The sequence below is a fragment of the Rhodospirillales bacterium genome (assembly GCA_016710335.1).
In the GTDB taxonomy this organism is placed as follows: domain Bacteria; phylum Pseudomonadota; class Alphaproteobacteria; order Rhodospirillales; family Defluviicoccaceae; genus JADJXQ01.
The window spans coordinates 288174-305893 of record JADJXQ010000003.1 but is presented as its reverse complement, the minus strand read 5'-3'; the positions used below and the strand labels follow the sequence as shown (position 1 = coordinate 305893).

The 17720-nt window shown below is 66.0% G+C and carries 19 protein-coding genes and 1 pseudogene; 7 read left to right on the top strand and 13 right to left on the bottom strand.

All coding sequences use genetic code 11. The features are described from left to right. Nucleotides 1-307: 307 nt before the first annotated feature. Together IPM60_07215 and recO are read right to left on the bottom strand one after the other, a co-directional pair. Complete coding sequence (locus IPM60_07215) at nt 308-2590, bottom strand: hypothetical protein (GenBank protein ID MBK8907686.1); 2283 nt, start codon at nt 2588-2590, stop codon at nt 308-310. A gap of 154 nt (nt 2591-2744) precedes the next feature. Continuing rightward, the gene (gene recO / locus IPM60_07210) at nt 2745-3515 is read right to left on the bottom strand and encodes a DNA repair protein RecO (protein MBK8907685.1); all 771 of its coding nucleotides are present in this window, start codon (nt 3513-3515) and stop codon (nt 2745-2747) included. Nucleotides 3516-3562: 47 nt separating this feature from the next. Between recO and IPM60_07205 the strand changes: the two genes are divergently transcribed. Next, on the top strand, nt 3563-3880 hold the full coding sequence (locus tag IPM60_07205; GenBank protein ID MBK8907684.1) for a hypothetical protein: 318 nt from the start codon (nt 3563-3565) through the stop codon (nt 3878-3880). A 48-nt stretch (nt 3881-3928) separates the two neighbouring features. Here the strand turns inward: IPM60_07205 and era are convergent, their stop codons facing one another. From era to folK, 8 genes and pseudogenes are all read right to left on the bottom strand, one after another. Further along, nucleotides 3929-4846, bottom strand: a complete 918-nt coding sequence (era, locus tag IPM60_07200; protein MBK8907683.1) for a GTPase Era — start codon at nt 4844-4846, stop codon at nt 3929-3931. Further along, nucleotides 4833-5546: a ribonuclease III gene (gene rnc, locus IPM60_07195; GenBank protein MBK8907682.1), complete on the bottom strand. Its 714-nt coding sequence runs from the start codon at nt 5544-5546 to the stop codon at nt 4833-4835. Before rnc ends, era begins: the two co-directional genes overlap by 14 nt. After that, nucleotides 5543-6277, bottom strand: a complete 735-nt coding sequence (lepB, locus tag IPM60_07190; GenBank protein MBK8907681.1) for a signal peptidase I — start codon at nt 6275-6277, stop codon at nt 5543-5545. Before lepB ends, rnc begins: the two co-directional genes overlap by 4 nt. A 146-nt stretch (nt 6278-6423) precedes the next feature. Then, on the bottom strand, nt 6424-6843 hold the full coding sequence (locus IPM60_07185) for a holo-ACP synthase (protein MBK8907680.1): 420 nt from the start codon (nt 6841-6843) through the stop codon (nt 6424-6426). Beyond that, a complete protein-coding gene (locus IPM60_07180; GenBank protein ID MBK8907679.1) occupies nt 6840-7619 on the bottom strand; it encodes a pyridoxine 5'-phosphate synthase in 780 nt (259 codons plus the stop codon). Before IPM60_07180 ends, IPM60_07185 begins: the two co-directional genes overlap by 4 nt. A gap of 33 nt (nt 7620-7652) precedes the next feature. Continuing rightward, nucleotides 7653-9803, bottom strand: a complete 2151-nt coding sequence (locus IPM60_07175; GenBank protein MBK8907678.1) for a bifunctional (p)ppGpp synthetase/guanosine-3',5'-bis(diphosphate) 3'-pyrophosphohydrolase — start codon at nt 9801-9803, stop codon at nt 7653-7655. 162 nt (nt 9804-9965) lie between these two features. Continuing rightward, nucleotides 9966-10484 (bottom strand): DNA-directed RNA polymerase subunit omega, encoded by a 519-nt coding sequence (locus IPM60_07170; GenBank protein ID MBK8907677.1) that lies wholly within the window; start codon nt 10482-10484, stop codon nt 9966-9968. Between the two features lie 124 nt (nt 10485-10608). Then, nucleotides 10609-11153 (bottom strand): annotated as a pseudogene (gene folK, locus IPM60_07165) (2-amino-4-hydroxy-6-hydroxymethyldihydropteridine diphosphokinase). Nucleotides 11154-11344: 191 nt separating this feature from the next. Here folK and IPM60_07160 point away from each other — a divergent pair. The 3 genes from IPM60_07160 (at nt 11345) to thrH (ending at nt 13441) form a co-directional block, all read left to right on the top strand. Next, entirely contained in the window at nt 11345-12004 is a 660-nt protein-coding gene (locus IPM60_07160) for an NYN domain-containing protein (protein ID MBK8907676.1), read from the top strand. A 24-nt stretch (nt 12005-12028) separates the two neighbouring features. Beyond that, on the top strand, nt 12029-12691 hold the full coding sequence (locus IPM60_07155) for a uracil-DNA glycosylase (GenBank protein MBK8907675.1): 663 nt from the start codon (nt 12029-12031) through the stop codon (nt 12689-12691). A 138-nt stretch (nt 12692-12829) separates the two neighbouring features. Then, nucleotides 12830-13441, top strand: coding sequence for a bifunctional phosphoserine phosphatase/homoserine phosphotransferase ThrH (gene thrH / locus IPM60_07150; GenBank protein MBK8907674.1), 612 nt, complete (start codon nt 12830-12832; stop codon nt 13439-13441). 3 nt (nt 13442-13444) lie between these two features. Here the strand turns inward: thrH and IPM60_07145 are convergent, their stop codons facing one another. Both IPM60_07145 and IPM60_07140 read right to left on the bottom strand, forming a co-directional pair. Next, nucleotides 13445-13675 (bottom strand): DUF4170 domain-containing protein, encoded by a 231-nt coding sequence (locus tag IPM60_07145; GenBank protein ID MBK8907673.1) that lies wholly within the window; start codon nt 13673-13675, stop codon nt 13445-13447. A gap of 28 nt (nt 13676-13703) precedes the next feature. Beyond that, nucleotides 13704-14075, bottom strand: coding sequence for a PaaI family thioesterase (locus IPM60_07140; GenBank protein ID MBK8907672.1), 372 nt, complete (start codon nt 14073-14075; stop codon nt 13704-13706). Between the two features lie 191 nt (nt 14076-14266). Between IPM60_07140 and IPM60_07135 the strand changes: the two genes are divergently transcribed. From IPM60_07135 to IPM60_07125, 3 genes are read left to right on the top strand one after another with little or no spacing between them, the layout of a single operon-like run. Then, a complete protein-coding gene (locus IPM60_07135) occupies nt 14267-15085 on the top strand; it encodes an enoyl-CoA hydratase (GenBank protein ID MBK8907671.1) in 819 nt (272 codons plus the stop codon). Further along, nucleotides 15070-15600: a CoA-binding protein gene (locus IPM60_07130; protein ID MBK8907670.1), complete on the top strand. Its 531-nt coding sequence runs from the start codon at nt 15070-15072 to the stop codon at nt 15598-15600. Before IPM60_07135 ends, IPM60_07130 begins: the two co-directional genes overlap by 16 nt. Beyond that, nucleotides 15597-16934 carry an O-acetylhomoserine aminocarboxypropyltransferase gene (locus IPM60_07125; protein MBK8907669.1) on the top strand — a complete coding sequence of 446 codons (1338 nt, stop codon included), beginning with the start codon at nt 15597-15599 and terminating at the stop codon, nt 16932-16934. Before IPM60_07130 ends, IPM60_07125 begins: the two co-directional genes overlap by 4 nt. A gap of 16 nt (nt 16935-16950) precedes the next feature. On the opposite strand, the gene IPM60_07120 is transcribed toward IPM60_07125, so the two are convergent. Next, a complete protein-coding gene (locus IPM60_07120) occupies nt 16951-17478 on the bottom strand; it encodes a cytochrome C (GenBank protein MBK8907668.1) in 528 nt (175 codons plus the stop codon). Nucleotides 17479-17720: the final 242 nt, after the last annotated feature.

Sequence of the window (17720 nt, the reverse complement as noted above, 5' to 3'; positions counted from 1 at the left end):
GGTCTCACCGTCGCTGCCGCGGTTTTGCAGGCTGGTTGCCGCTGCGATCAGGACATGAAAAGCATCAGCGGATGCGGGGCGGGCAATTCGCTGATGCGCGCCTGATCATAAAAGCGGCTGCTGGCGCGGCTGGGATAGGGGGGCAAGCCCAGCCGGCCAGCAAGCCCACCGTCGGCGAACCGACGGCGTCACACATTATTCTTCATTCACGCGACCGGCGCCACACCTTATCCGCGCCGCTCCTCATTCGCAAACTCCACCGGCACGGAAAGGCCGCACCAGAACCGCATACGGGCGCGCCAGCCGATCAGATGATCTCCACATAGTCGATGCGCCCGTACTCGCCGCCCTGCTGCCGGGTGCTCACCTCGATCACATCGCCCGAATCGAGGGACGCCGTGAACACGCGCTGGCCCCAGCCGGTGCTCTTGTCGAACGGCCACGCGGACACCTCCGCGTCATCGACCAGGACGGTTCCGCTGCCGGCGCCGTCGCTCTCGTCGTTGTAGCGGACCACGATCTGATGGTCTCCCGTGTCGCCGGTGAACACGAACTTGCCGGAGCCTTCGCTGAAGGTCTTGACGTGCTTGCCGCCCGACGACGCCGCTCGGCTCTCGACCGAATAGCCATCGAGCTTCATGGCTTCGGCCTCGATCCGCCCGCCGCTCAGCGTCGGCAGATCCCCGCTCGACGGTGGCGGCTCTTCGTTCGAAGGCGGCGGCTCTGTTGATGGCGGCGGTGACGGCGGCGAGGATCCATCGTCGGTCCGCACCTCCACATAGTCGACGCGCCCGTACTCCCCGCCCTGCTGCCGGGTGCTCACCTCGATCACATCGCCTGCGTCGAGGGATGCGGCAAATACTTGCTCGCCCCAGCCGTTGTTGCCGTTGAACTGCCAGGTGGACACCTGCGCTCCGTCGACCGAGATGCGTCCGCTGCCGGCGCCGTCGTTCTCGTCGTTGTAGCGGACCGCGATCTGATGGTCTCCCGTGTCGCCGGTGAACACGAACTTGCCGGAGCCTTCGCTGAAGGTCTTGACGTGCTTGCCGCCCGACGACGCCGCTCGGCTCTCGACCGTATAGCCGTCGAGCTTCATGGCTTCGGCCTCGATCCGCCCGCCGCTCAGCGTCGGCAGATCCCCGCTCGACGGTGGCGGCTCTTCGTTCGAAGGCGGCGGGTCTGTTGATGGCGGGGGTGGCGGCGGCGAGGATCCATCGTCGCTCCGCACCTCCACATAGTCGACGCGCCCGTACTCGCCGCCCTGCTTGGTTGTTGCGACCTGTAGAACGTCACCGGACGCGATGGTCGCCGTGAACACGTGTTCGTTCCAGCCGCTGTTCTTGTCGAAGCGCCATGTGGACGTTTGCGCGCCGTCAATGAAAAAGCGACCGGTCCCGGCGCCGTCGTTCTCGTCGTTGTGGGCGACGGCGATCTCGTAGACACCATCGGCGCCGGTGAACACGAATGTGCCGGAGCCCTCGCCCAAGGTCTTGACGTGCTTGCCCCCGGAGGACACGGCGCGGCTCTCGATGATGTAGCCATCCAGCTTCATGGCTTCCGCCTCGATCCGCCCGGCGCTCAACGTCGGTAGATCCCCGGTCGGCGGCGGCGGCGAGTCATCTGCTGCGGCTACCAGCTTTCGCAGCAGATCGTTCATGGCGACGTTGAATGTGTTGGGGTTCCCGATGCTGGGCGCATTCCAGGCAGCGACCATGTTCAGGCTGGGGATCACCGTAAGAACCTCGCGGTTCCAGTGGCCGTTGGCCTGGAAGGTGTCAATCGGCGCATCCGGCCACATCTGACCGTTGGTATTGAACCACAGGTTCATGCCGTAGACGCCTGGGCCGAGCGGCGTCTGATCGGCGCCGGCGCCGTCGGGGCGCATGTTGAGGTAGTCGTCGACCGGACTTCCGGACGTGCGCGGCAAGTCGGCCGGGACCTGGGCTTTGAAATAGGTGTCGAAGTACGACGCCGGGAGGAGCTGCTTGCCGTCCCACTCTCCCTCGTTCAGCCACAGCCAGCCGATGCGGGCAAAGTCGCGCACGCTGGTCGCCAGCCCGACGTCCTTGCGCACCGCAACCGTCGAGTCGAGGATCGCCCCGTCCTGGAAGTCCAGGTCGCCGAGCCTGTTGGGATCGGTTGCCGTGGCGTTCGCTGAAGCGTCGTCGAACACCTCTTCGAACAGCGTCTTGGTATAGAGCTTGATGGCGTAGTCGTTGTAGCCCCATGCCTGCCCCGGCGTCTCCGGCAAGGCGTAGCCGCTCATGTTGTTCGCCAGGTGCCGGAACGACAAAGTGAGGTCGTCAGCCCGCAATTCGCTGCTCCAGCCGTAGTCCGCGATGGGCTCGTCGAGGCTGGCGAGGCGGCCTTCCTGAAGCGCAAACAGCGCCATTGTCGAATAGACCGGCTTGGCGGCCGAGGCCCACTCGATCTCCTTGCTGTCGCTGCCCCAGCCGTAGACCTTGTACCCATCCTTCACGATGAAGCCGTTGAGATCGCCAGTGGCGTCCCGAAACTCGTCAAGAGCCGACGACTGCAAGCCGGCAGCCTCCGGCGTCCTGGTGGCCCATGTCGCGCCAGGGTAAATCATGTCCAATCCCCTATCTTCTGACGATGCACGAACGCCATTCGCGACGCATACCGCCCGACTTTTAGTTGAATCTTACGATCATTATACGCAGACCGGTGGCCGTCGGCAAATCCCCTGTGCACGCATAGGTTATCTGCTGGCTTTGCATACGTTCCTAGCAGCCTGCGCGGCTCACGCGGCCGGCGATGCGGTCCATCATCAGGCGACGCGCCGGCGGCAACTCGGGAGGACGCGACGGGGACCGCGACATGCCGTTGGTCAACGCGCCGTAAACATGCCGCTGCAGGAAGTGGGCCGTGAGGGTCAATCCGGCCAGCACCTCCTCGTCGCTCGCCGCCGCCCCCCCGGCGACCAGGAAGGCGGGGAGCGCCAGCAGCCGATCCCGCCACGGGCCGGCTGCCACCAGCGACACGGCGCGACCGGTCCGCGGCGACACATAGGCAAGATCGCCGCCGGCGCCGGTCACTGCGCAGCGCGTCAGGTCGAGCCCGAAGCCGAGTTCCGCAAGCAGCCGGACCTCCCAGATCACATACGCCTCTGCCCACTGCCGCTCGGAGGCGAGCGCCGCGACCAGCGCCGCGAGGTCATCGAAGGCGCGCGGATGAGGCTCCCGTTCCGCCAACGCCGACTCCAAGATCGCGCACGCCGCCGCCAGCGCGGCCAGCCGATCCGGCTCCCCGAGCAGTCCGGCGGCGACCGCGCTGGTGGGCTCCAGCGTGAAGCTGCCGAGCATGTCGGCCACGCGCCCTCGCCAGCGCGCCCGAACCCCGTTGCCCGGGGTGAGGACGCCGCGGTTGCGGCGGCCGCCGTAGCCGCGCACCAGGCCGGCATGGCGCCCGTGGTCCCGCGACAACAGCATCACCAGGGCCGCGGATTCTCCGTAACGTCGTGCCGACAAGACGATCGCGTCGTCGATCCACTCCATGTCAACACCCGGCCGCCAACGCTGCCGATGACGTGGAGCGAACGCATTTGGCGGTTCTGTTGCAGTGCAAGATGAGGTACGTTGCCGTCTCCCGCGTGGGCTCTACCGCTGGTGACAAGGGGAGTATGGCGTTGAGTGTACACGACATCGAAGTCATGGAACCGCATCCGTGCCGCCGGGGGTTCTTCCGCCGAATTTATGCGCGGGTCGAAGTCTCCAATGCCGACGGCTACTGGGTGTGGCGGCAAATCGACGAAAACGGCAAGCCGCTGACCGATGCCGAGCGGGCGTTCGCCACCGCTGATTCCGCTCTCGACAATGCGGTCAAGTCGCTGAACGGAATCGGTGTCGGCATCGGCGTGTGACTGCGGGGCGCCGCCGGTTTCGGCGTCGGGCGTGGAAGCGGTGCGGCCTCAGGCGCGGAAATCGAGCCCGATGTCGCGATAGCGCTCCGGGTCCTCGCTCCAATCCCGCACCTTGACGTAGAGGAACAGGTGGACGCGACGCTCGAGCATGTCCTCGAGCTCGCGGCGCGCTGCCTCGCCGATTGCCTTGATGCGGCTCCCTCCGCGGCCGAGGATGATGCCCTTGTGGTTGGCGCGCGCCACATAGATGACCTGATGGATACGGACGCTGCCGTCCTCCTGGTCGGTCCACTGCTCGGTCTCGACGGCAGAGGCGTACGGCAGCTCCTGGCGCAGCTGAAGATACAGCTTTTCGCGGACGATCTCCGCCGCCAACAGACGGAGCGGCATGTCGGAGACCTGATCCTCGGGGAACAGCCACGGGCCTGGCCGCAGGTGCGCCACCAGGTGGGCCAGGAGATCCGGGACGCCATCGCCGCTCAGCGCCGAGACCATGAACGTGTCACTGAAGATGCCGGTAGCCGCCAGTTCGGCCGAAAGCGCCAGCAAGCGGCGCTTGTCCACCCGATCGACCTTGTTCAGGACCAGGACCGCCGGCCGTCGGCGCTGCGCCATAGCTTCGACGATGCGGCGGGTGTCGGCATCGACGCCGGCGACGCTGTCGACCACCAGCATCGTATCGTCCGCATCGGCAGCGCCGCTCCACGCCGCGGCCACCATGGCCCGGTCGAGGCGCCGCCGCGGCTGAAAGATGCCCGGCGTGTCGATCAGCACCAGCTGCGCGTCGCCGGAGAGGACAATGCCGAGGATGCGCGAGCGGGTCGTCTGCACCTTTGGCGAGACGATCGAGACCTTTGTCCCGACCAGCCTGTTGACCAGCGTCGATTTGCCGACGTTGGGGGCGCCGAGGACGGCGACGAACCCGCACCGCGTTTCCAGCTCTTGCTGTCGTTCAGGCGTCTTCATTGGCCATGATCCGATCCAGGCAAGCCCGCGCCGCCGCCTTCTCGGCGAGGCGCTTGGAGGCGCCGCTCGCCCGTTCAATCCCGAGTCCCGCCACTTGGACCTCGACGGAGAAGCACGGCGCATGGGCCGGCCCTTCGCGGCCGACCTCCCGGTAGCGCGGCAGCGGCAGGCCCCGTCCCTGCGCCCACTCCTGGAGCGCCGTCTTGGGATCCATCGGCGGCTTCAGTGATTCTTCCATCAGTTGTTGCCAGTGTCGCCTGACGAACCCATCGGCTGCGTCGAGGCCGCCGTCGATGAACAGCGCTGCGAGCACCGCTTCGCAGGCGTCGGCGAGCAGGCCTGGATTGGTGCGGCCGCCGCCGTCCTCCTCGCCGCGGGACAACGCAAGGCAGGCACCGAGCCCGATGTCTTCAGCCACCCGGGCCAACGCTTGCCGGCGGACCAGGGCGGCATGGCGGCGCGCAAGCGCTCCCTCGGCCTCGTGCGGGAAGCTTTCGAAGAGCAGGTGCGCCACCACCAGCCCCAGCACCCGGTCCCCGAGGAACTCGAGCCGTTCGTTGGAGCGGGCGTTGCCGACGACGCTGGAATGGGTCAGCGCGAGCTGGAGAAGGCGCGGATCCCGAAAGCGATGGCCGAGCCTCGCTTCAAGATCGCCCGTGCGGCTGGCGCGGTCGTCGCTCGCGGTCTCTTCGCCGATCATTCGATGCTGTCAAAAATGCGATCGACCCGGAGCGTGCGAAACCACTCCCACACTTTCCATACCTCTCCGTCGACCGAAAAGAAAATGAACTCCGCCCGGCCGACCAAATTGTCGTACGGAACGAACCCCACTTCGTTGCGGAAGCGACTGTCGCGGGAACTGTCGCGGTTGTCGCCCATGGCGAAGTAATGGCCCTCCGGCACGGTGTAGACGTCGGTGTTGTCGAACGGGCTGTCGTCGCCGTCTTCAATGATGAAATGCCTGCGGCCGCCCGGCAGCACTTCGACGTACCGCTGGAAGTTGCGCATGTTGCCGAACGGGCCCACGACTTCGTAATCGCCGGCGTCAATGCGCTCGACCGGCTCGCCGTTGATATTGAGGATGCCGTTGATCAGTTGGATCCGGTCGCCGGGCAACCCGATGATCCGCTTGATGTAGTCGGTGGCGTTGTCGGTCGGCAACTTGAAAACGACGACGTCGCCTCGCTGCGGCGGCGTATCCAGAACCCGCCCCGACAACAGCGGCAGGCCGAGCGGCAGGGAGTAGCGGCTGTAGCCGTAGGAGAACTTGGAGACGAACAGATAGTCGCCGACGAGCAGGGTCGGGATCATCGAACCGGACGGAATGCTGAACGGCTCGTATGCGAACGTGCGCACCACCAGCGCGATCAGCACCGCGTAGACGACGGTCTTGATCAGCTCGATGAAGCCTTGGCCGCTCCGCTTGGACATGGGGGATCCTGCACAGTCGAGGGGCGCGAGCCCCTCGACGGGCCGCGATATGGCGCCCGATCAAGCCAGCCGCCGATGTTCCTGTCAAGCCGCCCGTTCCGCGGCGGTATCGCGCTGATCCCGCGGCGGCGACCGCCGGAAGGCCTTCACCCTCCCATTTCCGCAGATCCCGCCGGCACGGCCGAAATGACGACCACCGCCTGGGCCAACGGATACTCGTCGGTCAACGTGACCTCGATCGCCGCCCGCATTCCCCCGGGCGTGAGGTGTTCGAGCCGGCGTCGCGCCCCGCCGGTCAGCGTCATGACCGGCTTGCCGGAGGCGAGATTGTCGACCGCCATGTCGCGCCAGAACACGCCGCGGCGGAGCCCGGTGCCGAGCGCCTTGGAGCAGGCCTCCTTGGCGGCGTAGCGCTGGGCGTAGCAGGCGGCCCGGTGAAGGCGCCGGTCGCAGCGCCGGCACTCGTGATCCGTAAACACCCGTTGGCAGAAGCGGTCGCCGAACCGCGCCAGGGTTCTTTCGATACGGCGAATGTCAAGGAGATCGGTGCCGACTCCAATGATCATCGCGTCCGACCTGCGCGCAGGGACTTCGCGCCGTGATCCTCGGCAGGCGAGCGCGCCGCGTCCATGCGCCGGCGCATCTCACGAATGGCGGCTGCGAAGCCGATGAAGACCGCCTCGCCGACCAGGAAGTGCCCGATGTTGAACTCCACCACCTGCGGCAGCGCGGCGACGGCGCCGACGGTCGCAAACGTCAGGCCATGGCCGGCGTGACATTCGAGGCCAATCGTCCGCGCATGTACTGCAGCCTCGCGGAGGCGTGCCAGCTCCTCCGGGCGCGCATCGATGCCGGCCTCGCAGTAGGCGCCAGTGTGAAGCTCCACCACCTGCGCGCCGACTGCAAGCGCCGCGTCGAGTTGGGGGATGGACGGCTCCACGAACAGCGACACCCGAATGCCGGCGTCGCACAGCTTGCCGACGATCGGCGTCAGCGCATGCCGGACGGCGATCACGTCAAGCCCGCCCTCCGTCGTCCGTTCCGCGCGGTTCTCCGGGACAATGCAGACGGCGTGCGGGCGAAGCCGCAAAGCGATCGCCAGCATATCGTCGGTAGCCGCCATCTCCATGTTGATGGGGGCCTGAAGCTCACGCACCAGCGCCGCCATGTCGGCGTCCGTGATGTGGCGGCGATCTTCCCGCAGGTGCGCCGTGATGCCGTCGGCGCCGGCGGAGATAGCCAGCTGTGCTGCGCGCAGCGGGTCCGGATGCGCGCCGCCGCGTGCGTTGCGCAGTGTCGCCACGTGGTCGATGTTGATGCCGAGCCGCAGATGCTCCGTCATCGCTTGTCGCCCCTTCCCCCCTGAAACCGATGGTCAGCCGTAGGCCCGGTCGACGGAGCTGACGACCGGACTGGCCCTGAGCGCCGCGATGATGTTGGTCAGATGCCGCACGTCGCGCACCTCGATGTCGATCAGCATGTCGAAGAACTGCTGCGTGCGGTTGGTCATCTTGAGATTCGTGATGTTGCCCTCGTTCTTGCCGATGACGGATGTGAGGCTGCCGAGAGTCCCCGGTTCGTTCAGAACCGACAGATTGATGCGGCCGGTGTGGGTGATGCCGTCATCGCTGTTGGCCTCCCATGAAACGTCGATCCATCGCTCCGGCGTCTCCGAGAACGCGTCGAGGGATTCGCAGTCTATGGTGTGGATGGTGACACCCTTGCCGGTGGTGACGATACCGACGATGCGGTCGCCCGGCAGTGGATGACAGCAGCCGGCGAAATGCATCGCCATGCCCGGGATAAGGCCGCGGATCGGCAGCGCCGGCTCGGGGTCCTTGCGGACGCGGCGATGTCGCACCCTGAGCGGCACGACCTTTTCATAGAAGCTCTTGGGCTTGCGGATTCCCGGGAACACAGCCTCGATGACGGTGCGGGCAGTGATGTAGCCGGCGCCGACCTGGGCCAGGAGATCCTCGATCGTCGCCTGCTTGAAGTTCTTGAGCACCCCCTCGAGCGCCTTGTCATAGTACTCGTAGCCTTCCTCCCGGAACGCCCGCTGCACGAGGGAGCGGCCGAGTTGGAGATACTGCTCGCGCTCCTTCGAGCGGATGTAACGGCGGATCCGGGCGCGCGCCTTGCCGGTAACGACGAAGCGCTCCCAGGTCGGCGACGGCGACTGCGCCTTGGACGTGACGATGTCCACCTGGTCGCCGTTGCTGAGCAGGGTGCGCAGCGGCCTGAGGCGGCCATTGATCTTGGCGCCGACACAGGTGTCGCCGATCTCGGAGTGCACGGCGTAGGCAAAGTCCACCGGCGTCGCCCCGTTCGGCAGGCTGATGAGGTCGCCCCTGGGCGTGAAGCAGAACACCTGGTCCTGAAACATCTCGAGGCGCGTGTGCTCGAGGAACTCCTCCGGCCCCGAGGCATGCTCGACGATGTCGAGCAGTTCCCGCACCCAGCGGTACTGCTTGCCGTCGGTGAGGTCGAGGCTCTGCTTGTACATCCAGTGCGCCGCGACGCCGTACTCGGCGACTTCGTGCAGCTCGCGGGTGCGCATCTGCAGCTCGATGCGCTGGTTCTCCGGGCCGATGACACCGGTGTGCAGCGACTTGTAGCCGTTGGGCTTGGGGGTCGACAGGTAGTCCTTGAAGCGGCCGGGAATGACGGAATAGGCGGCGTGGACGATGCCGAGGGCGCGGTAGCAGTCCTCCACGCTGGCGACGATGACGCGGAACGCCATGATGTCGGAGAGCTGTTCGAAGCCGACGTTCTTGCGCTGCATCTTGCGCCATACCGAATACGGCGTCTTTTCCCGCCCCATCACCGCGGCCCGCAATCCTCCCGCGGCGAACGTGGCGCGCAGCTCCTGGACGATGCGCGAGATGAGGTCGCCCGACTGGTCGCGGAGGAAGTTGAGCCGGGCCATGATGGAGTTGCGGGCTTCCGGGTTGATCTCGGCGAATGCGAGGTCCTCCAACTCGTTCTGCATCTCGTGCATACCGATGCGCTCGGCGAGCGGCGCGTAGATGTCCATGGTCTCGTGCGCGATCCGCCGCCGCTTGGCGGCGTTGTCGATGGACGGCAGGGTGCGCATGTTGTGCAGCCGGTCCGCGAGCTTGACCAACAGCACGCGGATGTCCTGGGACATGGCCAGCACGAGCTTCCGCAGGTTTTCGGCCTGCTTGGTATGTTCGGACTGCAGCTCGATGCGCGTCAGTTTGGTGACGCCATCGACCAGGCGCGCCACTTCGGCGCCGAAGAGCTTATGGATGTCGCCTAGCGAAGCCTCGGTGTCCTCGATGGTGTCGTGGAGCAGCGCCGTGGCAATGGTCGCGCAATCGAGCCGGTAACGGGCCAGCACGCCGGCGACTTCGAGGGGATGGGAAAAATAAGGATCGCCCGAGGCCCGCGTCTGCGAGCCGTGGGCCTTCATTGCAAAGACATAGGCGCGATTGAGCAGGTCCTCGTCGGCCTCCGGATCGTAAGCCTTGATCTTCTCAACAAGCTCGAACTGCCGGATCATCTCGGGTCGCGCTCATGCCCCCACGGGCCCGCCTGTTTCACCATCCGATGGTGATTCCTGTCAGGATGCCTCACACCGTGCTGCCGCCGGGCCCGACTCAAATTCCATCAACCTCGATCGTCACCCCACACCGTTCGTGACGCGTCCGGCATCGGAATCACTTTAAAGCTCGTCGTCGGGCTCTCTGCTTCCGTCGCCGTCGGGCTCCCCGCTTCCGTCGCCGCCGGCTTCCTCCGGCTCGTCGTCTTCGATAACGATGTCAGGCGTATCCGTGTCGTCCTCGATATCGCTTTCTTCCCCGTCGTCCTCGATATCGCTCTCTTCCCCGTCATCATCATCGACGTGCAGCTCGTCGGCATCGGCATCGTCGAACGCCGCCTGCAAGCCTTGCTCAAACGCCAACTCCTGCTCCAGCTTGCCCAGGTCCATCTTATCGTCTTCCGGTTCGTCCAACTCGGGCACCTTCTGAAGGCTCTGCACCAGGTTGTTCTCGAGCTCCTTCAAGGCGATCGTTCCGTCCGCAATCTCCCGGAGCGCGACGACGGGGTTCCTGTCGTTGTCGCGATCGACGGTCAAGGTTGCGCCGGCGCCGATGTTCCGCGCCCGCTGCGCCGCGAGCATGACCAGATCGAATCGGTTGGGAACACGTTGGACGCAGTCTTCGACGGTAACGCGGGCCATACGGTTACTCCAAAAGAGGATGCCGAAAATCGCCTGCCTTCACCGAGATGGCAGGTGTCGAGATGGCAGGTGTCAAGAACCGGCGCGGCAGAATACCAAAATATAGGATGCAGCTGCCCCCGACTCAAGGCGCATGATCATCCTCCCGATGGTCGCGGACGTCTTCCGGCAACGGCTCCACGCTTTGGCCGGGCGGGAGTGCGGTCAGGAGATCCGCGATCACGACGCCGGTCGCCGGATGCCGCCAGTGCGGCGCCAGTTCCGCCAACGGCCTCAGAACGAACGCCCGCTCGTGCAGGCGCGGATGGGAAGCGCCACGCCGGCGGCCGAATCGGTCACTCGGTCGTCGTAGGCGAGCAAATCCAGGTCCAGCACGCGAGCGGCGCCAGGGAAAGTCCGGGTGCGCCCGAATTCGGCTTCGATGCCGTGCAGCAGCGCCAGCAATGCCGGCGGCGCAAGGGCCGTCGACACGGCCATCACGCCGTTGATGAACGAAGGCTGATCGGATGGCGGCACCGGCGAACTGCGGTACCATCGCGAGCATTGCACCACCGTCACCTCCCGGTTGGCGATGGCCGCAACGGCAGCGCGGCAGGTGGCGAGCGGCGGACCGTGCCGGGGACTGGGGAGGTTCGCCCCGATGCCGATATAAATGCCCGTCAATTTCAAACCCCTCGCTGTCGCTTGGCCCTCGCCGGCCTGCCAGGCTCGCCTGATATGCTCTTGCGCCGCTGAGACCGCCTCCCTAGGTTATCAGAACATTTCTGTAACAGCGATCGCCGCGCCGGTGTTTCACGCCGTACCTTTGGCCGGGCAGTTCATGTCCCGGTCGCCGCGGTTCGCGAAAAAGGATATGATCGATGGTGTTTTATCCACAAGAACGGTTGGCTCTGTTCATTGATGGCTCCAACCTGTATGCGGCAGCGCGCGCTCTCAATTTCGATATCGACTACAAGCGGTTGCTTGAGGTCTTCGCGAGCAGGGGCCACCTCATCCGCGCGTTTTACTACACGGCGCTTGTCGAGGATCAGGAATACTCGCCGATCCGCCCGTTGATCGACTGGCTCGACTACAACGGCTACACCGTGGTCACCAAGGCGACCAAGGAATTCACCGACGCTGCCGGCCGCCGCAAGGTCAAGGGCAACATGGACATCGAGCTGGCCATTGACGTGCTGGAGATGGCCGTGCACCTCGACCACGTGGTGCTGTTCTCCGGTGACGGCGACTTCAGGCGGCTGGTCGAGGCGGTGCAGCGGCGGGGGGTGCGTGTAACCGTGGTCAGCACCATTCGCTCGCAACCGCCGATGGTGGCGGATGAGCTGCGGCGCCAGGCCGATCATTTCGTCGAACTGGTGGATCTGCAGGCGAGCATCGAGCGAACCCTGCCTGGCCGCGACGACCGCCAGACGGACCGTCACGGCAGCGCCGCTCGCCACCATCAGGCGCCCATCGACGACGACGGGGGCGAGGAGCCGAATGGCAACCGCAAGCCCCAGGGCTTGTACGAGGAAGTCTGACCACGGCGACGCCGTCCGCCGGTGATGTCCGTCGAGGCCGACGCGATCGAGCCGGGCCGTGAATGTCCGCGCTGCCCGAGGCTCGTTGCGTTCCGAGACGCCAATCGCGCGCTGCATCCGCAGTGGCACAACGCGCCGGTGGCGTCCTTCAAACCGGCTCCCGGGAGCAGCGAGGTGTGGCTGCTGATCGTGGGGCTTGCGCCGGGATTGCGCGGCGCCAACCGCACCGGGCGTCCGTTCACCGGTGACTTCGCCGGCAATCTGCTGTACCGGACGCTGATCCGCTTCGGTCTCGCGGCCGGCGACTACGACGCCCGCAGCGATGACGGCCTCTCTCTGGTCGGCTGCCGCATCACTAATGCAGTGCGCTGCGTGCCCCCCGCCAACAAACCGACCCCGGCGGAGATCGCCGCCTGCCGCCCGTACCTCTATGCCGAGATCAACGCCCTCCCCCGCCTGCAAGCCATCGCCGCCCTCGGCGCCGTCGCCCACGACGCGGTGCTGGCGGCGCTCGGTCTAAGCCGCAAAGAGCATCCCTTCGCACACGGCGTCCGCTACCGATTGCCATGCGGTATCGATCTCGCCGCCAGCTATCACTGCTCGCGGCAGAACACCAATACGGGCAGATTGACCCCGGCAATGTTCGAGGACGTGTTCAAGGACCTGGTCGCCTTCCGCCGGTCTTGACTCCGGAGGCTTCGAAACAAGGGATTTGCGCAGACCGCGGATCGCGGTCTATACCGCCCGGCACGCGGCTGCACTCGGCGGGCGCGTCAACGATGAGGGCTGCCACCCATGGCTGCGCCGATACGAGGGCGGTGATCCGTGCAACTCGTCTGTCTCGACCTGGAAGGGGTCCTGGTTCCGGAAGTGTGGATCAATGTCGCCCGCGTCTCCGGCGTCGACGGCCTCGCCCTCACCACCCGCGACATCCCCGACTACGACACCCTGATGCAGCATCGCCTGGAACTATTGGGCAAGCATGGCCTGACGTTGGCCGACATCCAGGCGGTGATCCACGACATGGAGCCGCTGCCGGGGGCGGCCGAGTTCTTGGACGGTCTCCGCCGGCGCGGGCCGGTGGTCATATTGTCGGACACGTTCACCCAGTTCGCGGCGCCGCTGATGAATCAGCTCGGCTGGCCGACGCTGTTCTGCCACCGGCTGAACGTGGACCATGCCGACCACATCGTCGGCTACACGCTTCGCCTCCGGGACCACAAGCGCCTCGCCGTCGAGGCGTTCCGCAGCCTGCGCTTCCGGGTGACGGCGGTCGGCGATTCGTACAACGACACCACCATGCTCGCCGCTGCCGACCGCGGCATCCTGTTCCGCGCTCCCGACACCGTCATCCGTGAGTTCCCCCAGTACCCGCACTTCCGCGACTATGGCGGGCTGGCAGCCGCGATCGTCGCCCCCCACGCCGACGCCGATTGAGCCTCAGCCGTCCTCGTCCGCGTCCGGCTCAAGCAGACGATGCAGGTGGACGATGACGTACTTGATATCGGCATAATCGATGGTCTTGCGGCTCACGCCCTGCCAGGCCTTCAGCGCCTCGGCGTAACCCGGATAGATGCCGACGATATCGAGGCTCCCTGTGTCCACGAAATCGACCCCGCGCGGATCGCGCACGCGACCGCCGAACACCAGATGCAACAGTGGCTTGTCCATGGCTTCTGCTCCGACGAAGGCTAAGGAATCAGGGCTCCGGGCTCCCGCCTTGCATCGGCGGGATGGAATAGGTGCCGGTGGCGTGGGCGACGGGTTCGCTGTGCCCTTCGGAATGGACCGTCACCTCCATGACCACTAGGCGCTTGCCGAGCTTGAGAAGGCGTCCTTCCGCAAGCAAATCCGCGGGGCTGGCGCGAAACAGGAAATTGATGCTGAAATTGGTGGTCACCGCCAGCTTGACCGGCCCGATCACCGAAAGTGCGACCGCGTACATGCAGGCATCCGCCAGCGCCATCATCATCGGACCGGCGATGGTGCCGCCCGGCCGCAGCATCGAAACGCGATAGGGCAGCCGCAGCCGCGCCGTCCCCTTGCCGATGAGGTCGGCGCTCATGCCCATCTGATGCGCGAACGGGACTTCTTCTCGCAGGATGGAATTGAAATCCTCTACGCTGATTTTGGCCACCGCGCCTGCCTCTGATCTCAAGGCCGCCCCGCCGTTGAAAGTGGGTCACAGGCAGGCTAGGTAACCTCTACGTTAACGTCAATTTGCTTCTGCTTTTTCATCACCCTGAAGAGGAGCGCACGGCCATGGATGCGCCTGTTGTCGAACGAAATGCCGCCGGCGCGGAACCCGGCGTGTTGCTGCGCGAGGACCGCGACGGCATCGCCACGCTTACCCTCAATCGCCCGAGCCAATTCAACGCCTTGTCCCGGGCGCTGCTGACATCTCTGCAGCAGCAGTTGGACGCCATCGCGGCGGATCCCGGCGTGCGTGTCGTGGTGCTCGCCGGCGCCGGCAAGGCATTTTGCGCCGGCCACGACCTCAAGGAGATGCGCGAGACGCCGGATCGGGACTCCATGAAGGCTCTGTTCGAGCAGTGCGGGCGCGTGATGATGACCTTGACCCGCATCCCGCAGCCGGTCATCGCCCGCATTCACGGCATCGCCACCGCCGCCGGATGCCAGCTCGTCGCCTCTTCCGACTTGGCGGTGGCCGCCGAACAGGCCCGCTTCGCGGTCTCCGGAGTCAATCTCGGCCTGTTCTGCTCGACGCCGATGGTGGCGCTGAGCCGCAAGCTCCCCCGCAAGGTCGCCATGGAGATGCTGCTGACCGGGGACTTCATCGACGCCCCGACCGCCCGTCACTACGGGCTCGTCAACCGGGTCGTGGCGGCGGACGCCTTGGACCAGGCGGTCGCGGATCTCGCCGGCGCCATCGCCGCCAAGTCGCCATTTGCTGTCAGCCTCGGAAAACAACTTTTCTACAAGCAGTTGGAGATGGGACTGGAAGCAGCTTATGAAGCCGCCAGCGAGACCATGACCTGCAACATGATGGGCGAAGATGCCCAGGCCGGGGTCGACGCCTTCATCGCCAAACGGCCGCTGCCGGCATGGACGGGGCGGTGATCGCGGCCACGCGCACCGGCGTCCCCTTGCGTTACGACGACGAGGTCGTGCGTCGCATCCTCCGCGAGACGCGGACGATCGCCATGGTGGGCGCTTCGCCGAAGTGGGTGCGGCCGTCCAACTTCGTCATGAAGTATCTGCAGGGCAAGGGCTACCGCGTGATTCCCGTCAATCCGGGCGTCGCCGGAACGGCGATCCTGGGGGAGATGACGCGGGCGAGCCTCGACGACATCGACGAGCCGGTGGAGATGGTCGATATCTTCCGTGCCTCCGACGCGGCCGCCGGGGTCGTAGACAAGGCCATCGCCCTCAAGAAGCGGCTCGGCATCCAGAGCGTCTGGATGCAGCTCGGGGTGCGTCACGACGCCGCCGCGCAGCGCGCCGAAGACGCCGGGCTGCAGGTGATCATGAACCGCTGCATCAAGATCGAGTACGGGCGCCTGTGCAACGAACTCGGGTGGCAAGGCGTCAACTCGGGCATCATCTCCGCCAAGAGACCAAGGCGCCAGCCATGACCGGCGGCAACGGCGGATCCTCATCCCACTGCCCCGACGGCGGCGGCGCATCCCCGTTCGGCTTCGAAACGCGCGCGGTCCACGCCGGCGCCCGCCCCGATCCGGTCACCGGCGCCCGCTCGACCCCGATCTACCAGACCACCGCCTACGTGTTCGAGGACGCCGACCATGCCGCCGATCTGTTCAACCTGCAGACCTTCGGGTTCATCTATTCGCGGCTGACCAATCCGACCGTGGCAGTGCTGGAGGAGCGCATCGCCAATCTTGAGGGGGGTCGCGCCGCCGTCTGCTGCGCCTCTGGTCATGCCGCCCAGTTTCTCACGTTCTTCACGCTGCTGGAGCCGGGCGACGAGTTCATCGCGTCCCGCAACCTTTACGGCGGCTCCATTACCCAGTTCGGTGTCAGCTTCAAGAAGCTCGGCTGGACCTGTCACTTCGTCGATCCGCGCGATCCCGAGAACTTTCGCGCCGCTTTGACGCCCCGCTGCAAGGCGATCTTCGTCGAACAGCTGGCGAACCCCGGAGCGGTGGTCGTCGACGTGGAGCCGATCGCCGACATCGCCCATTCTGCCGGCATCCCGCTGATCGTAGACAACACCGTCCCCACCCCGTACCTGTTCCGGCCGTTCGACTGGGGCGCCGACCTCGCTGTGCACTCGACGACCAAGTTCCTTTGCGGCCACGGCAACGCCATGGGCGGAGCACTGGTGGAATCCGGCCACTTCGACTGGGCACAGAACGACAAGTTCCCCGGCATGACGGCGCCGGAACCGGCCTACCACGGCCTCACCTTCTTCGAGACGTTCGGAGATTTCGGGTTTACGACCAAGGCGCGGGCGGTGGCGCTGCGCGACTTCGGTCCGTCCCTGTCGCCGGCCAATGCCTTCTACACGCTTACCGGCATCGAAACCCTGCCGCTCCGCATGCAGCGCCATTGCGAAAATGCCGAGGCGGTCGCCGAGTTTCTTGCGCAACACCCGAGCGTCGACTGGGTGTCCTATCCGGGGCTGCCGTCGAGCCCCCATCATGAATTGGCAAAGAAGTATCTGTCAAGAGGTTGCGGCTCGGTGTTCACGTTCGGAGTCAAAGGCGGATTCCAAGCGGGCATCAGGTTGGTCGAAGCGGTCGAGCTGTTCTCGCACCTCGCCAACCTCGGCGACACCCGCTCGCTGATCATCCATCCCGCCTCCACCACCCACCGCCAGCTTACCGAGGCGCAACAGGTCGCCGCCGGTGCCGGCCCCGATGTGGTCCGTCTGTCTGTTGGAATCGAGAGCGTCGACGACCTGATCCGCGACCTCGACCGGGGCCTCGCTGCGGCCGCGGCTGAGTGAGCCGCGCCGCCGGCGCCTACCGCCCGCGTCCGACCGGAGGCTGCGGCTGCATGAGGATGTAGGCCGTCGTGGGCTCTTCATCGGGATCGACGGCCGCCGGCGCCGGTTTCCCCGCCCCGCCGAGATGGCGGACGTAGCGGTAGATGTCGCGGAGATCCTGCTCCTGCATCTGCCTCAGGTTGAACCACGGCATCGGCGGTCGGGCGACGAGGTTCCTTGCCATCGCCACCCATTCGTCCTCTCCCAGATCCTGAATCAGCAGGCGGAGGTTGGTGGCGTATGTGGTGCCCCACGGCCCGCGAAAGCCCATCGTGTCGCCGGTGAGCCAGGCCGCCTCGGGTACGTCGCCATTGCTGAACAGATAGCCGCTGGTGTGGCAATCGTTGCAGCCGCCGATCACCACCATGTAGCGGCCGCGGCTGACGGAATCGGACGAGGTCACCGCCGCGGCGGTGACCTCTTCGGCAGCCGCCGGAATGCCGGCCGCGTCGCCGGCAACGTAGGCGGCGGCCACCGCAACCGCGATCGGCGCGGTCAGCAACAAGCGTTTCGCGATCATTTCTTCCTCCCACGCCATCAGAGCCCGCGTCTGGAGATGACGATCTTCGGCTCCATCTTCTTCTTCAGCCCAAGCGGCGAGCATATGCGCACAGGCGCAGCATTTTGCAAGTGATTCTGCGACGCATTTGTCGACGAGCCGCGGCCGCCCGTGCGGGGCCACGCACCTGGGCAACGCCGTCGGGATACGCTAAGGGAGGCCGAGCAACCGCGAGCCCGAATGCGAGG

Excerpts from the sequence above, each read along its gene's own strand:
- IPM60_07145 (MBK8907673.1), bottom strand. The coding sequence starts at position 13,675 with ATGGACAAGCCACTGTTGCATCTGGTGTTCGGCGGTCGCGTGCGCGAT.
- IPM60_07160 (MBK8907676.1), top strand. The coding sequence starts at position 11,345 with ATGGTGTTTTATCCACAAGAACGGTTGGCTCTGTTCATTGATGGCTCC.
- IPM60_07140 (MBK8907672.1), bottom strand. The coding sequence starts at position 14,075 with ATGGGCATGAGCGCCGACCTCATCGGCAAGGGGACGGCGCGGCTGCGG.
- IPM60_07215 (MBK8907686.1), bottom strand. The coding sequence starts at position 2,590 with ATGATTTACCCTGGCGCGACATGGGCCACCAGGACGCCGGAGGCTGCC.
- recO (MBK8907685.1), bottom strand. The coding sequence starts at position 3,515 with ATGGAGTGGATCGACGACGCGATCGTCTTGTCGGCACGACGTTACGGA.
- IPM60_07130 (MBK8907670.1), top strand. The coding sequence starts at position 15,070 with ATGGACGGGGCGGTGATCGCGGCCACGCGCACCGGCGTCCCCTTGCGT.
- lepB (MBK8907681.1), bottom strand. The coding sequence starts at position 6,277 with ATGTCCAAGCGGAGCGGCCAAGGCTTCATCGAGCTGATCAAGACCGTC.
- IPM60_07155 (MBK8907675.1), top strand. The coding sequence starts at position 12,029 with ATGTCCGTCGAGGCCGACGCGATCGAGCCGGGCCGTGAATGTCCGCGC.
- IPM60_07135 (MBK8907671.1), top strand. The coding sequence starts at position 14,267 with ATGGATGCGCCTGTTGTCGAACGAAATGCCGCCGGCGCGGAACCCGGC.
- IPM60_07125 (MBK8907669.1), top strand. The coding sequence starts at position 15,597 with ATGACCGGCGGCAACGGCGGATCCTCATCCCACTGCCCCGACGGCGGC.
- IPM60_07185 (MBK8907680.1), bottom strand. The coding sequence starts at position 6,843 with ATGATCATTGGAGTCGGCACCGATCTCCTTGACATTCGCCGTATCGAA.
- IPM60_07175 (MBK8907678.1), bottom strand. The coding sequence starts at position 9,803 with ATGATCCGGCAGTTCGAGCTTGTTGAGAAGATCAAGGCTTACGATCCG.
- rnc (MBK8907682.1), bottom strand. The coding sequence starts at position 5,546 with ATGATCGGCGAAGAGACCGCGAGCGACGACCGCGCCAGCCGCACGGGC.
- IPM60_07170 (MBK8907677.1), bottom strand. The coding sequence starts at position 10,484 with ATGGCCCGCGTTACCGTCGAAGACTGCGTCCAACGTGTTCCCAACCGA.
- IPM60_07180 (MBK8907679.1), bottom strand. The coding sequence starts at position 7,619 with ATGACGGAGCATCTGCGGCTCGGCATCAACATCGACCACGTGGCGACA.
- era (MBK8907683.1), bottom strand. The coding sequence starts at position 4,846 with ATGAAGACGCCTGAACGACAGCAAGAGCTGGAAACGCGGTGCGGGTTC.